This window comes from Oryzomonas rubra (assembly GCF_008369015.1).
Lineage (GTDB): Bacteria > Desulfobacterota > Desulfuromonadia > Geobacterales > Pseudopelobacteraceae > Oryzomonas > Oryzomonas japonica.
This window is the reverse complement of sequence record NZ_SRSD01000011.1, coordinates 1-14,013: the sequence shown is the minus strand read 5'-3', so window position 1 is coordinate 14,013 and position 14,013 is coordinate 1. Positions and strand designations below refer to the sequence as shown.

The window sequence follows — 14,013 nt, the reverse complement described above, 5'->3', positions numbered from 1 at the left end:
TGTCAACAAAACCGCATGAAGGACCAGATATGACAGAAACTGCCCATACCACCATTCACCGTCACGATTACCGCCCACCCGACTATACCGTTGAAAGCATCGACCTCCGCTTTGAGCTGGGGAAGGAAACGACGCTCGTCCGCTCCCGCCTTGCCCTGCGGGCGGCTTATGACCGCTCCGGGGGAGAGCGGCCGTTGATCCTGGACGGCCACCGTTTCGTACTGCGCAGCCTCTGCCTCGACGGGGCGCCCCTTGCCCCGGAGGCCTTCCAAGTGTCGGAAGAGACGCTCGTCGTGCCTTCCGTCCCCGCCACCTTCACCCTGGAGGTGGAAACCGAACTGCGCCCCCAGGACAATACCTTCCTCGAAGGGCTCTATCGCTCCAACGGGATGTTCTGTACCCAGTGCGAGGCCCAGGGGTTCCGCTCCATCACCTACTACCCGGACCGCCCCGATGTACTTTCCATCTTCACCGTCACCGTCATCGCCGACCGAGAGCGCTACCCGGTGCTTCTGTCCAACGGCAACCCGATGGACAGGGGCGAACTGCCGGATGGCCGCCACTTCATCACCTGGCACGACCCATTCAGGAAGCCGAGCTACCTCTTCGCCCTGGTGGCCGGCAGACTGGCCTGCATCGAGGACTCTTTTACGACCTGCTCGGGCCGGGGGGTGAGCCTGCGGCTCTATCTCCAGGAGGCCAACCGCAACAAGGGTGAGCACGCCCTCCGTTCCTTGAAAAAGGCCATGCGCTGGGACGAGGAAACCTTTGGCCGGGAATACGACTTGGACTGCTACATGATCGTGGCGGTGGACGATTTCAACATGGGGGCCATGGAAAACAAGGGGCTCAACATCTTCAATTCCTGCTACGTCCTGGCCACCCCCGAGACCGCCACCGATACGGACTACCAGGCCATCGAGGAGGTCATCGGCCACGAGTATTTCCACAACTGGAGCGGCAACCGGGTTACCTGCCGCGACTGGTTCCAGCTCTCCCTCAAGGAGGGGCTCACCATCTTCCGCGACCAGGAGTTTTCCGCCGACATGGAATCGCGCGGCGTGAAGCGCATCGCCGATGTCCGCTACCTGCGCACCGCACAGTTCGCCGAGGATGGCGGCCCGCTGGCGCACCCGGTCCGCCCCGAATCCTACATGGAGATCAACAACTTCTACACCGCGACCGTCTACAACAAGGGGGGTGAGCTGATCCGCATGCTCCGCACCTTGTTGGGCGCTGGGCGTTTCAGAAAGGGTATGGACCTCTACTTCGAGCGCCATGACGGGCATGCGGTCACGATTGAGGACTTTGTCCAGGCCATGGCCGATGCGAGTAATATGGACCTCGGTCAGTTCCGCCTCTGGTACAGCCAGGCCGGAACGCCGCTTGTGGAGGCATCGAGCTCATTTGAAGCGGCCGACGGCGTCTTCACCCTGACGGTGCGCCAGTCCTGCCCCCCCACCCCCGGGCAGCCGGATAAACAACCGTTCCACATCCCGCTGGTCGTCGGCCTCCTGGACCGGGCCGGCCGGGAGCTTCCGGTCACCCTGTTCGGCGAACCGGCGCCCGGCCCCACCACCAGGATTCTTGAGGTGAACAGGGCCGAACAGACCTTCCACTTCTCCGGTCTGGACAGCGAGCCGGTGCCGGCCCTGCTGCGTGGCTTCTCAGCCCCGGTAAAGCTTGATTACCCCTACCGCCCTGACGACCTCGTGCTCCTCATGGCCCACGAAACCGATCCTTTCTGCCGCTGGGAGGCGGGCCAACAATTGGCGGCGCAGGTCATTCTCGCCCTGGTGGCCGACCAACAGGCCGGACGGGAACTCAAGCCGGACCAGGCGTTCGTGGCGGCCTACCGGGCCGCCCTTACCAGCGGGGAGCCGGATCGGGCCTTTCTGGCCGAGGCGCTCACCCTGCCGTCGGAGAAATACCTGGCCGAACTGATGCCGGTCATCGACCCGGGGGCCATCCACATCGCCCGCAGGTTCACGATCCGCGCCCTGGCGACGCAGTTGCGGAACGATTTCCTCGCGGTGCGCGAGACGTGCCGCAGTACGAGGCCCTACGGGGTGGACGACGGCCGATCGGGAGAACGCCGCCTGGCCAACCTCTGTCTGGCCTACCTGATGAGTCTGGAAGAGCAGGCCATCACCGAACTCTGCATCCAGCAGTACCGCACATCGGACAACATGACCGACACCATGGGGGCGCTTGGGCCGCTGGCCTCGTGCGACTGCCCCGAGCGCAGCCAGGTGCTGGAGGATTTCTACCGTCACTGGCAGGGGGATCGCCTCGTGGTGGACAAGTGGTTCTCGCTCAGAGCCCTGTCGGATCTCCCCGGCACCCTTGACGACGCCCGGGCGCTCATCGACCATCCGGATTTCGAACTTGCCAATCCCAATCGTTTCCGCGCCCTGGTAGGAGCCTTCAGCCAGAACCAGCCCCACTTCCATGCCCCCGACGGCGCAGGTTACCGTTTTCTGGTCGATCAACTGCTCCGCCTCATCCCGCTCAACCCCCAGGTTTCCGCCCGTCTGCTTGCGCCGTTGACCACCTGGCGGCGCTTCGAGCCGGGGAGGCAGGCGCTCATGCAGCAGGAGTTGAGACGGATCCAGGCACTTCCCAAACTGCCCAGGGATGTCTACGAGGTCGTGGAAAAGAGCCTGTAACCTACCCCCTGGCGAAACGGCTGGGCACTATTCAAGACAACACGGGTTCGAAGGATTGGAGCAACAGGCTGCGGGAAGGATTCCTACCCGAGGCATTCCGGCAGTGAATATCCGGGATTGATAGGGATATCGAAATGTATCCCCGTTGAAAACTCCATGATTTTCTCGACCCGAACCATGAACCTGGTCAAGGCGGGGGTAACGTCCAGTGGCACGGGTCCGGCGCTATCTCCTTCGACCATATCGTCGTGAGGCTTGACGACCCGGCCGATCAACTGATAGCCGGTCTTCGATCCGGGCACGGCCACAACAACCGCAACATGGGTGTTTCGGGTAATATTGTGCAACGTCACCGGGCAAAACCAGTTCTCGAACACCAAAAACGATCCGTCACTCACGGTCAGATGATTACCGGCTGCCACGTGAGGATGTCCCTTCGTATCCGCAGAAGCCACATAGACCACGGGAGTGCTTTCAATGTACTGACGCATCGTTTCCGAAATCATGTCGCCCCCCTCTTGCAGCCCCCGCGCCAACGCCCCTACTCTTCCCGGATATTCGCAGGATGCGCGCCAACGCAATCAAAAAAATAACTTCGCAAAAACAACACATTACAATGCATCCTTTTTCCTCGCAATCCGACTACTGCAATAAAGGTTGCAGCGGTAACGCGCTTGAGGCGGGGAACAAATCCGCACGTGGCAATCTGCGGTCAAATACATCTTTGTTGCTCATGCAACAAAGATTGCTGGTTATGGAACAGCAACAGGGACGGGAGGGCGACGGCCTGATCCTGCGGCGAAGGATACCATACAGGCGGCTGCCGAGTTCATGAAGTGGCTTCCCTCCAGACAACACCAGCCCTACTGACACACGTTGGTTCCCTTCTACCCGCGGCTCAAAAGCTTGGCCTGCGCTCCCCACCCGCACCGGTTCAGAAAGCTCCTTTACCTTTATGCCTGCCGACTTCCTCCCCCTCTTCATACAATGCTACCAACCTCATAACTAACGAACACGGCTATCGCATAGATGCTGAGGTCAAAGAGCCCCACGCATGCTGTCAGGTGTATAGCTCCACCGATATCGTCGACCTTGACCGCAATAAACGGTTGGCGAGCGATCTGCCTATATACGGTAAACGAGTTGGAATCTATGTGGATACCGATTTTTTACTGCGTCAAAAAGATACAAATGAAGGGCGAAAGATATGCTTTCGGTGTTATGTTTTTATATAAAAACAGGCAGATAGGCATATTATACAAGTATGTTAATTATTTTAACACTTTGAAATTACATTGTGATTTTGGTTTCTGTCATGTAGAAGAAAGTATATTTTCAATGATAAGCAGTAGCCATCTAGTTGAAACGCGGAACATCACCTGGGAGGAACCTCATGTACGATGCTGTAGCCCTCTTTTCCTGGATTGCCCATCATTACTACTACTTTCTCGCCTTTACCGTCCTTGTCATCCTGCTCTGGAACTCGGTGGTGGTGGTCGGCGGCAACGAGATCGCCCTTATCGAACGCAGGTGGTTCGGCAGCAAGATGCCCCAGGGACGGGTCGTGGCCCTGGGCAAAGAGGTCGGCATCCAGGCGCGGACCCTCGGCCCCGGCCTGCATTTCCTGATTCCATTCATCTACAAGGCAACCAAGAGCGTCTTTACCGAGATTTTGGAGAACGAGATAGGCCTGATCGAGTCAGTGGATGGCTCGGCCATCCCCTCCGGACGGATCTTTGCCGCGGTGGTGGCCGGCCATAACTCCTTTCAGGACGGCGAAACCTTCATCAAAAATGGCGGCCAGAAGGGGCCACAGATCGAGGTGCTGCCTCCGGGCAAATACCGGATCAACCCCTACCTGTTCAAGCTGACCAAGGGGAGCGTCACCGAGATCAAGGATTTCGAGATCGGCATCGTGGAGTCGGTTGACGGCGTCGCCATCCCAGAGGGAAAGATCTTTGCCCAGGCAGTGGCAGGCCACTCGTCCTTTCAGAACGGCGAGGCATTCATCACCAACAGCGGCCAGAAGGGGCCTCAGATCGAGATCATCCCGCCGGGCAACTACCGTATCAACCCCTATCTGTTCAAGGTAACAAAAGGCGAGGCCACCAAGATCAATGAAGGGGAGATCGGCTTGGTCGAGTCTGCCGATGGTTCTGCTATACCGGCCGGCCGCATCTTCGCCAATGTGGTGCCGGGACACAACTCCTTCCAATCCGGTCAGGATTTCATCAAGAGTGGCGGCCAGAAAGGGCCTCAGACAGAGATTCTGCCGCCGGGCGTCTACCGTATCCATCCGAATCTCTTCAAGATCACCAAGGCCGCAGCCGTGGTGATCGCCAAAGGCGAGGTCGGCATGGTCACGGCCCAGGACGGCGCACCCATCCCCATGGGGCGGCTCCTGGCCCAGAGCGTACAGGGACACTCCAATTACGAAAACGGCGAGGCGTTCCTGAAGAACGGCGGCCAGAAGGGCCCCCAGATCGACGTGCTGCTGCCGGGCACCTATCGCATCAACCTGAACCTGTTCCAGGTGCAGGTTGCTCCCGCCGTGGTCATCGAGGCCAACAAGGTCGGCCTGGTAACCGCCCTGGACGGCATCCCGCTGCCGGAACGGGAATACGTGGCCTCCCCCATCAGTGGCCACAACGATTACCAGGACGGCTCCGCCTTCCTGACCAAACAGGGACAACGCGGCCCGCAATTGGACGTGTTGCGGCCGGGCACCTATTACATCAACCCGTTCATGTTCAGCGTAGAACTCGATGATGTGGCCGTGATCGAACGCGGTCAGGTCGGGGTAGTGGTGTCGAACGTGGGCGAGGACCCCACGGAGGAAATGAAGAAACGGCTCGGTTCCTCACAGAATGGCGCCACCGAGGAAGAGGGCAAGGAAAAGTATGTCGTGCCCACGGGATTCCGCGGCATCCAGGAGGAGGTGGCCGGTCCGGGGCGCTATTACCTCAACCGCCGGGCTTTCATGGTGTACGTGATCGACACCACCAACATCACCATCGACTGGGACGACCAGGAAGACACTCGCTTCGACCAGTTGACAGTCATTTCCAAGGACGGCTTCCCGATCCAGGTTTCGGTCAAGGTCGTGATCCGCGTGCGTCCGGACCAAGCCCCCTACATGGTGGCCAAGGTCGGCTCCATCGACAACCTGATCCAACACGTCATCCACCCCATGATCGACTCCTCGTTCCGCAACCAGGCCTCCACCGCCTCGGCCATGAACTTCCTCCAGAGCCGTTCGGAGGAGCAGACCAAGGCCGAAAACCGTGCCCGGACAGATCTTGAGCGCTATCACGTTGAATGCGTGTCGGTCCTGATCTGCCAGATCCGCCTGCCCGAGGAATTGATGCAGACCCAGACCAAGCGGATCATCGCCGAGCAACAGCAGGAGATGTACAAGATGGAGCAAAGGTCCCAAGCGGAGCGCACTGAGATGGAGAAAATGCGCGCCACCGCCGACCAGCAGCCCACCCTGGTGGCATCGGAGATTGCCGTGAAGGTGGCCACCCAGAAGAAGACCGAGATGATCACCCTGGCCGAAGGCACGGCAGAGTCCAAGGCCTTGGAAGGCGTCGGCGAGGGCAAGCGGCTGAAGGCCATCGGCGACGGCGAGGCGTCCAAGATCGCGGCCATCGGCGAGGCGACCGCCCAGGCCTACAGCAAGCAGCAGGAGGCCATCGGCGAAGAGGCCATCAAGCAGATCAAGATCGTGGAGCTGATCTCCACGGCCATCGAGAACGGCAACATCAAGATCGTCCCGGATGTCCTGGTTACCGGGGGCGGCACTGCCACGGACGGGCTCATGGGGATGCTGACGAAGCTGCTGCCGGGGGTGGACATCCCCGCGCTGGTGAAAAAATCCGCGCCATCGGCCTCTGCAGGGCGGCCGGAATCGGGGAGAGCATAACCGAAAACCATGATCTGCCCCAAATGCACCCATGAACAACCCGACGGTTCCGACCACTGCCTGCGTTGCGGCGTTATCTTCGCCAAGGTGCATTCTGCGCCGCAGCTGGTAACCGTTGAAGTCGCCGCAACGCCTACCGCTACCTTGTCAGGGGTGACCGGTCCGTTCAAAGAACGACTGTTCGCGGTTGAGGCGGAGGAAAACCGGCTATTGCTGGCGGGACGTTTCTGCCTCTGGCTGGGCCTCGCCGTATGGGGAGTCCGGTTCATGACGACACCGGTAACGGGGGAGCATTTCAATCAATCGTTCATGCACCTGATCAACCTCCCCTTCCACGAGGCGGGGCACCTCTTCTTTTCGCCATTCGGCAGGTTCCTCCAGGTCCTGGGCGGCACCCTGGGACAGTGGCTTATCCCTCTGGTGGTGACGATTGCTTTCCTTGTCAGGGCGGACCGGTTTGCCGCCTCGGTCGGCCTCTGGTGGCTCGGCCAGAGTTTCATGGATATCGCGCCTTATATGGATGACGCCCGGGCCGGGCAGTTGATGCTGTTGGGCGGGGTTACCGGGAGCGAGGTGGCGGATTATCACGACTGGGAGATCATCCTGACCCGCCTGGGCTGGATGCGGTACGATCACCTCATCGCACGCCTTTCCTTCGGCTGCGGTGTGGTGCTGATGCTTGCGGCGCTCCTGTGGGGCGGCTGGGTGTTGTACCGCCAGAAGCGGACGGGCATACCGGGGCGTTCATGACACAAACCATTATCGCCATAACCGTCGCCTACCTGCTGGGCTGCTTCACCACCGGCTACTACCTGGTGCGGCTTTTGACCGGCCAGGATATACGCGCCACTGCCAGCGGCAACCTGGGAAGCCGCAACGTGGGGCGTCTGTTGGGCACCAAAGGTTTTATCCTCACCTTTCTCGGCGATGCCGGGAAGGGGTTGTTGGCGGTCTGGCTGGCCCGCTACCTGAGCCCCGCCCCGTGGCTTCCCTGCGCCGCCCTGCTGGCGGCTGTTGCCGGGCACATCTGGCCGGTACAGCTCGGCCTGCACGGCGGCAAGGGGTTCGCCACCTTCGCAGGGGGAATGATCCTGCTCAAGCCGCTGGTGCTGCTGGCTGGCCTGGGCCTCTGCGCTGTGGCCTATCCGTTCCTGCGCGGCACCACCAAGACCGGCCTGGTGGCCCTGGCCTGTTCCCCCCTGTTTGTCGTAGCAGGGCAACTGCGGCGCGGCGCTCCGATCATGTCCCCCGCAACGGCGCTCTACTGTCTGCTGGTGGTCGTGGTCCTCTACGCCCACCGTACCAACATCCGCAAGGAATTTTTCAACCGCGGCGGCTGTTTGGGATAATACCGGAGGCTCCTGATTTGTGCAAAACTACCAACACGCGGATATCACCATGACCGGCACCACCGGTAAACGGCAAAAAATCGCCATCCTGAGCGTCTCGGCCGGCGCCGGCCACGTGCGGGCCGCCCAGGCGCTCCAGGCCGCGGCGGAAAAATGGTATCCCAACCTGGAAACGGTCCACGTGGACCTGATGACGCTGGTGCCCAAGCTGTTCAAGACCATCTACGCCGATACCTACATCAAGGTGGTGGAGCGCCACCCGGCCTTTTGGGGCTATCTCTACGACAAGACCGACCGCGACAAGGTGGATTCGGCCCTGAGCCGCCTGAGGAGCGCCATCGAGCGGCTCAATACCCGGAAGCTGAAACGGGTGCTGGCCGAGATCGCCCCGGACCATGTGATCTGCACGCATTTCCTGCCGGCCCAGTTGCTGGCGCGTCAGATTCGCAAGGAAGAGTTCAAGCGGCCGGTCTGGGTGCAGGTGACCGATTTCGACGTGCATGCCCTCTGGATTCACGAGGGACTGAGCGGCTACTTCGCCGCCCACGATGAGGTGGCCTGGCGCATGATTGAGCGGGGTATCCCGGCGGCCGGCGTGCGGGTGACCGGCATCCCGATCATGCCGGCCTTCGGCGAAAGACAGGACCGCGCCGCCTGTGCCGCTGAACTGGGGCTCGATCCCGGCCGAAAAACGCTCCTGATGATGTCCGGCGGCACCGGTGTGGGGAGTATCCACCTCCTGGCCGAGCGGCTGCTCAAACTGGAGGGGGATTTCCAGATCGTGGCCATGGCGGGCAAGAACGAGCGGCTGCTGGCCGACCTCCGGGCCATGGCCCGGCAGCATCCGGGGCGGCTCTTCCCTCTTGGGTTTACCAGGGTGATCGAGCGGGCCATGGCGGCCAGCGACCTGGCCATCACCAAACCGGGCGGGCTGACCACCTCGGAATGCCTGGCCATGGGGCTGCCCATGATCGTGGTGTCGCCGATCCCGGGCCAGGAGGAACGCAACGCCGATTTCCTGCTGGAAAACGGCGCAGCCATGAAGGCCTGCGACGCCGGCGCCCTGGCCTGGCGGGTGGCAATGCTGCTGCAAGAGCCGGAGCGTCTGGCGCGCATGGGTGAGAAGGCCCTGGGGCTGGGGCGTCCGGATGCGGCCCGGCAGGTGTTGGAGATTATACAAGGCGGGCTATGAATTTTATTTCCTTATAACGTTACGCTGAAGGTGAAACCGTTTATGAAAAAATCTTGTTGGGGCCGCTCCGGGCACCTGTTGTTTCTCATCACCTGGGTAACGCTTCTGGGGCTGTTCTTCGCCATGACCGAGATCCAGATCGAGGGGGCAAACGGCTGGGCCGCGTCCCTGCCCACCTGGCGCATCGAAAAACATTGGCTGTTGGACCTTTTCTGGGGCGGCCGGGCCATGACCGGCTACCACGCCTGGGTATTTTCCTTCATGTGCCTGGCCTTCCACTTGCCCCACGCCATCGTGGGACAGATCACCTGGCGCCAGGAGGCGCGGTGCCTCGGCTCGTTGATGCTTTTCTGGATCATCGAGGACTTTCTCTGGTTCGTCATGAACCCGGCCTACGGCATCGCCCATTTCAGGCCGCAATTCATCCCCTGGCACAAACATTGGGCACTGGGCATGCCCACGGATTATCTGCTCTTCACCGTGGTCGGGTCCTTGCTCCTCATGGTATCTTTTTCCGGCTTGCAACCAAACGAGAGGATACAGCTGTGAGCTGTCCCCCCGGCTTCCCTCCTGCGGCACCCTTTCCATTGATTGCGTCTTGAAATTTGTCTCTCAACTTGAGAAAATGAGTCTATATAAGGAGGTATTCGATATGATACGCAAAGCGCTACTGCTCATGGGAGCCCTGCTCCTGCTGGGAGGATTCACCTCGCTCTCGGACCGGCTCAGGGAACAACTGAAAACGTCGCCGCAGCATTATGCCCAGTTTGATGTAAAAATGGGCTGGGATATAACGACGGCGAATGGTGCCACCATCATCAACGGCGTCATCCAGAATATCCGTTATGCAACGATGGAAGATATAGAGATATGGGTATCATCGGTTGACGCCAACGGCAAAACCGTCAGCCGCTCGGTTAATTACGTGATCCCGAGGAGATTGGAGATGGGCGACCTTACTCCATTCAGCGTCACATTGCCAACCGCGGCAACGCCGGGCACAAAACTTATTTTCACCTACAAATACAACGGATTCGACGGTGGCGGCCCGGATGACGGCGGAGTCAACTGGATGCAGTCATTTGAGTCGGCCGTTTCTCCCCACGTTTAAAAGGGGAAACAGGTAAAACAGAAAAGCCCACCCCGAAAGAGGTGGGCTTTTCTGTGCCAGGTCGCGGCACGTGGGATTTCCGGGTAATATGAATAATTTGACGTACGTCATGCAGAACGTGAATGCAGGGGGGTATGCTGCTCTCGGATAGCGACACACCAATTCAGGAGGAGCAGACTATGTGCGATTGTGGACCAAACGGAGGACCGGGAGGAGGGCCGTTTGCCACCGGCAGAGAACTTGTGGAATTTGTGCTTGCAGCCCATGGCGGTGCTGTAGCAGCGTCACCCGTACCCAATGGCGGGCTGACGGCAACGTGCCAGGGATGCGGCGCATCCTTTTTACTGGCGTCGTTCGTCCAGGCCTGCCCGGAGTGCGGCGGCGTGCATGCCGTATCGCCGCCTCGCGCCGCCGACCCGGCTGCCATACAGTTTGCCGGGGCCAATTTCGTCCTGCCGACGGTGCCGTGAACCTACGGCGACTCTGAGGGAAAGGAGCACATGATGGTCACCACAAGTGAAATCGTCGTTACGGCAACCATATGGGTGCTGACCGCAACCGGCGGATTCTTCGGGATGCGCGCCGCGGTGCGCAGGAAACGAGAAAAACGCGCCGGGATGGTTGCAGACAAGGCGATACGCAAAAACAGCATCTAAAAAGCTAGAGCCAATGTTTGGGGTACGAGCGGTGATATACCACATTATTGGTAAAGATCGCCGTTACCAGGAGGATCAGGGCCCCTGCCAGCACCGGCATCAGGATGAAGCTCGGGCCCACCGCCCCCTGTACGCCGATCAGGGCGGTGGCTCCGCCGGGCGGATGGGTTGTGTGGGTCATGTTCATCACAAAAATGGCCAGCCCCACCCCAATGGCCATGGTTAGCGGCGAGGAGCCGAAGAGTGCGACCACCAGCACAGCCACCGTGGCGGAGACGAGGTGCCCTCCGACCAGGTTGCGCGGCTGCGCCAACGGCGAGTCCGTGGCGCCGAACAGGAGAACCGCCGAAGCGCCGAACGAGCCGATCAGCAAGGGATGGCCGACCAGGGTAGTCACCTCGCAAATGGCAAGAATACCCAGAGTGGCGCTAATAAAGCTCCAGACGGCATAGTGCAGCGACATGGGGGGGCGGGGCCCCCGGAGCGGGGCCTTGCAGTTGCGGGGCAGTCTGGCAAGCCTCTTATTGATCGCAAGGTGTCTCCGCACAAAGATTGAAATGCGTTTTTTCATTCAGCCGACGCCTCCGATTTCATGACCAAAATACGTTTCAAGCGGTATGCGCGCTGATGACTGGGCTCAGTACCCACAAAAGATGGTGCGGGAGCGTGCATTCGGAACACGGCTAAGGTAGCATAAATCACCGGTATGGCTTTGACTCAGATCAAAAATGCCTTGATGCGGGGCAATGAATGGCCATTTTATGCGCGGGAGAGATGGCCGGGAAATGCCCATGATTATGGGACATTGAACCCGACCTCCGGTTTTTCCGGTCAGCACAGAATCGTTTGTCGCAGGCCGTGGGGCCCGCTCTGTAGTTACGGGCTTACGCCCGGTCCATCTGGTAGATGGCAGCCACTGCATGGCTGCGGTAATAATGGCTGATGCGTCGTAGGCCATGGGGTGCCAGAAGGGTATCGAGTTCCTCGTGGGTAAGGGTCTTGGAGCATTCCGCACACGAGAAATAGTCGTTGCAGGTCGTGTCGCAGCGTTCCTGCGGCTTGCGGCACCGCACCTCCATCAACAGGTAACCGCCCGGCCTCAGGTTGGCGACGGCGTTTTTCAGGTAGGCGTGCCGTTCGGCGCTGTTCATGATGATGTTGAACACATAGGTGGACAGCACCAGATCCACGTTCAGGTCGCTGCGGGACAGCTCATCGGTGGCAAGCAGGCGCTCCACATGGTGAATGGCCGGACACCCTTCCAGCTTCTCCACCTGTTCCGGCAAGTCGGCGGCATAGACCCGGAACCCTTCCTGTGCCAGGTAAAGGGCGTTGCGCATGGTACCGGTCCCGTAGTCCAGAACCTTCGCGGCATTCTGTTTTTTGAAGAAACGACTATAACGTTTCACACTCTCGGCTACGGCTGTCATTGCGTCCCCCTTCCCTATTTAAAATATAATAACTATAAATTTAATAGATTAATAACATGCAGAGACAAAATCTGTCCAGGAAAATAATCGACATGTCACTTAAGCAGGCATGTTTTGGCCGAAATCCCATTATCTCCACGAAAACCCACTAAACGGCCCGGTTGCCTGCCAAGTCCACAACACGCACCTGATGATGCCACGTCCCCCCCCCCTTGCTGTAGACGGCACAACACTCCAAATGCATCTTTCTGGCTATTGGTACGGTTTTTTGAATTACCTTGATCGCATTTATTAATTATATCAATTGGACGGTCGTTTCGAATTAGGTTAGTGTACCAACAATGGGCACATAGCTTAGCTGGTAGAGCAGCCGACTCTTAATCGGCAGGTCGTCGGTTCGATCCCGACTGTGCCCACCATTTCTTCCCGCAACACTTCCCTACGCAACACTATCACCTGCGACCTTACGGTCAAATCGCAGCCCCATCGGTAACCAGGCCGTTTTCAAGAGCATAGATCCGGTCTCCCCACGTCCGCGCCCATGCCCGCAGTTCTTCGGGCTGCATCGGCGCAGACAGGCCCGGCTGGGACGCGGCCTCGTCAACGATCTGATTGGCCAGTCTGCGGTAGAAATAGGACTGGTTGGAGAGGGGCGACGCCTCGATGACGGTCTTGCCGTACAGTTCGCACTGTCTGACCATCAGGGAGCGGGGGATGCGCCCCATGGTGCGGGTGCGGGTCTGAACGGCAAAATCGGCGATAAACGATTCCTCGAACGAACTGCTGATGCTGTTGGGGATCAGTCCGCCCACCGGTACCGGCACATTCGATTCGCCATAACGGTCCAACATCTTGAAGATGGCGTTGGCGGCATGCAGCGACATGAAGTCGGCCGTTGTGACCACAAATATCCGTTGGACGCCGATCTGCTGGATCGGGGTATAGAAGCTGGAGCAGGTGCTGTCGCCGGAGATGTCGTAGAGCACGAAGTCGGGCGCGATAGCCCCGAACAGGTCGATCCTCTTCAACTCTGCAAGCGCGCGGGCTATCTCGGACGATCCACATTGGCCCGAGCCGAACGGATCACCCAACTCGACGCAGGTGACCCCCTTGAACCCCTTGTGGGCAACGGCATCAACAGAAATCTCGCCCCATTCCCGCAAAAGATCGAACACCGTCGGGATGGGATCGCCGTTGTTGAGGAGACTGCACGAGTCGCCTTTCGGATCACATCCAACCTGCAGGACGCTGAAACCGGCTTCTGCCAGGGCGGCGCTGAGATTTGAGGTTAAGGTGGATTTGCCCACTCCCCCCTTGCCGTATAATGCGATGTGTTCTGTCATGGGTCGCCTCGTTTCCCATCCGGCAATCCGTCGCGGGACTCCGAACGTTTGAAAAGCAAGAGGCCGGGGCTGTCCAGGAAGAGACATGAACCCCGGCCTCCGGTTTATCCGGTCAGCGCGGAATAAGATGTTTTGTTATTAATCCGCGAAAGTGGGGATGTTGGCTTGCTAAATCCCGCTTCCGTCCACATACCCGACCTTGTTGAGCCGGATCTTCTCGCTCTTGTCCACCTGGATCACCCGGCCGTCCTGCACCACCAGGGTCACCGTGCCGAAACGGATCGAGCTCAGCGCCTCACGCACGACCTGTTCCAGATCCCGGCTCCATGGCTCAGGGG

The 14,013-nt window shown here is 59.6% G+C and carries 14 protein-coding genes and 1 tRNA gene; 10 read left to right on the top strand and 5 right to left on the bottom strand.

The window, feature by feature from the left end; translation table 11 throughout:
- Positions 1-29: 29 nt before the first annotated feature.
- The gene (gene pepN / locus ET418_RS16120) at positions 30-2,669 is read left to right on the top strand and encodes an aminopeptidase N (protein ID WP_149309347.1); all 2,640 of its coding nucleotides are present in this window, start codon (positions 30-32) and stop codon (positions 2,667-2,669) included.
- Between the two features lie 83 nt (positions 2,670-2,752).
- On the opposite strand, the gene ET418_RS16115 is transcribed toward pepN, so the two are convergent.
- Positions 2,753-3,175 carry a pyridoxamine 5'-phosphate oxidase family protein gene (locus ET418_RS16115; RefSeq protein WP_149309345.1) on the bottom strand — a complete coding sequence of 141 codons (423 nt, stop codon included), beginning with the start codon at positions 3,173-3,175 and terminating at the stop codon, positions 2,753-2,755.
- Positions 3,176-4,062: 887 nt separating this feature from the next.
- On the opposite strand from ET418_RS16115, the gene ET418_RS16110 reads away from it, so the two are divergent.
- The 8 genes from ET418_RS16110 (at position 4,063) to ET418_RS18235 (ending at position 10,902) form a co-directional block, all read left to right on the top strand.
- Positions 4,063-6,594 carry an SPFH domain-containing protein gene (locus ET418_RS16110; protein WP_246153124.1) on the top strand — a complete coding sequence of 844 codons (2,532 nt, stop codon included), beginning with the start codon at positions 4,063-4,065 and terminating at the stop codon, positions 6,592-6,594.
- A gap of 9 nt (positions 6,595-6,603) precedes the next feature.
- Complete coding sequence (locus ET418_RS16105) at positions 6,604-7,344, top strand: zinc ribbon domain-containing protein (RefSeq protein ID WP_149309343.1); 741 nt, start codon at positions 6,604-6,606, stop codon at positions 7,342-7,344.
- A complete protein-coding gene (locus ET418_RS16100) occupies positions 7,341-7,943 on the top strand; it encodes a glycerol-3-phosphate acyltransferase (RefSeq protein WP_149309341.1) in 603 nt (200 codons plus the stop codon). Before ET418_RS16105 ends, ET418_RS16100 begins: the two co-directional genes overlap by 4 nt.
- A 19-nt stretch (positions 7,944-7,962) precedes the next feature.
- Positions 7,963-9,135: an MGDG synthase family glycosyltransferase gene (locus ET418_RS16095; RefSeq protein ID WP_218043408.1), complete on the top strand. Its 1,173-nt coding sequence runs from the start codon at positions 7,963-7,965 to the stop codon at positions 9,133-9,135.
- A 42-nt stretch (positions 9,136-9,177) separates the two neighbouring features.
- Positions 9,178-9,684, top strand: a complete 507-nt coding sequence (locus ET418_RS16090; protein ID WP_149309339.1) for a hypothetical protein — start codon at positions 9,178-9,180, stop codon at positions 9,682-9,684.
- Between the two features lie 103 nt (positions 9,685-9,787).
- Complete coding sequence (locus ET418_RS16085; protein WP_246153122.1) at positions 9,788-10,246, top strand: FxLYD domain-containing protein; 459 nt, start codon at positions 9,788-9,790, stop codon at positions 10,244-10,246.
- A 179-nt stretch (positions 10,247-10,425) separates the two neighbouring features.
- On the top strand, positions 10,426-10,716 hold the full coding sequence (locus ET418_RS16080) for a hypothetical protein (protein WP_149309337.1): 291 nt from the start codon (positions 10,426-10,428) through the stop codon (positions 10,714-10,716).
- A gap of 30 nt (positions 10,717-10,746) precedes the next feature.
- Positions 10,747-10,902, top strand: a complete 156-nt coding sequence (locus ET418_RS18235) for a hypothetical protein (RefSeq protein ID WP_188055657.1) — start codon at positions 10,747-10,749, stop codon at positions 10,900-10,902.
- 4 nt (positions 10,903-10,906) lie between these two features.
- On the opposite strand, the gene ET418_RS16075 is transcribed toward ET418_RS18235, so the two are convergent.
- Both ET418_RS16075 and ET418_RS16070 read right to left on the bottom strand, forming a co-directional pair.
- Complete coding sequence (locus tag ET418_RS16075) at positions 10,907-11,473, bottom strand: HPP family protein (protein WP_149309336.1); 567 nt, start codon at positions 11,471-11,473, stop codon at positions 10,907-10,909.
- Positions 11,474-11,786: 313 nt separating this feature from the next.
- Positions 11,787-12,332, bottom strand: coding sequence for a class I SAM-dependent methyltransferase (locus ET418_RS16070; protein WP_149309334.1), 546 nt, complete (start codon positions 12,330-12,332; stop codon positions 11,787-11,789).
- Positions 12,333-12,675: 343 nt separating this feature from the next.
- Between ET418_RS16070 and ET418_RS16065 the strand changes: the two genes are divergently transcribed.
- Positions 12,676-12,751, top strand: a tRNA-Lys gene (locus ET418_RS16065).
- A gap of 51 nt (positions 12,752-12,802) precedes the next feature.
- On the opposite strand, the gene ET418_RS16060 is transcribed toward ET418_RS16065, so the two are convergent.
- Both ET418_RS16060 and ET418_RS18470 read right to left on the bottom strand, forming a co-directional pair.
- The gene (locus tag ET418_RS16060; protein ID WP_188055637.1) at positions 12,803-13,675 is read right to left on the bottom strand and encodes a nucleotide-binding protein; all 873 of its coding nucleotides are present in this window, start codon (positions 13,673-13,675) and stop codon (positions 12,803-12,805) included.
- A gap of 168 nt (positions 13,676-13,843) precedes the next feature.
- On the bottom strand, positions 13,844-13,978 hold the full coding sequence (locus tag ET418_RS18470) for a YezD family protein (RefSeq protein WP_274596141.1): 135 nt from the start codon (positions 13,976-13,978) through the stop codon (positions 13,844-13,846).
- Positions 13,979-14,013: the final 35 nt, after the last annotated feature.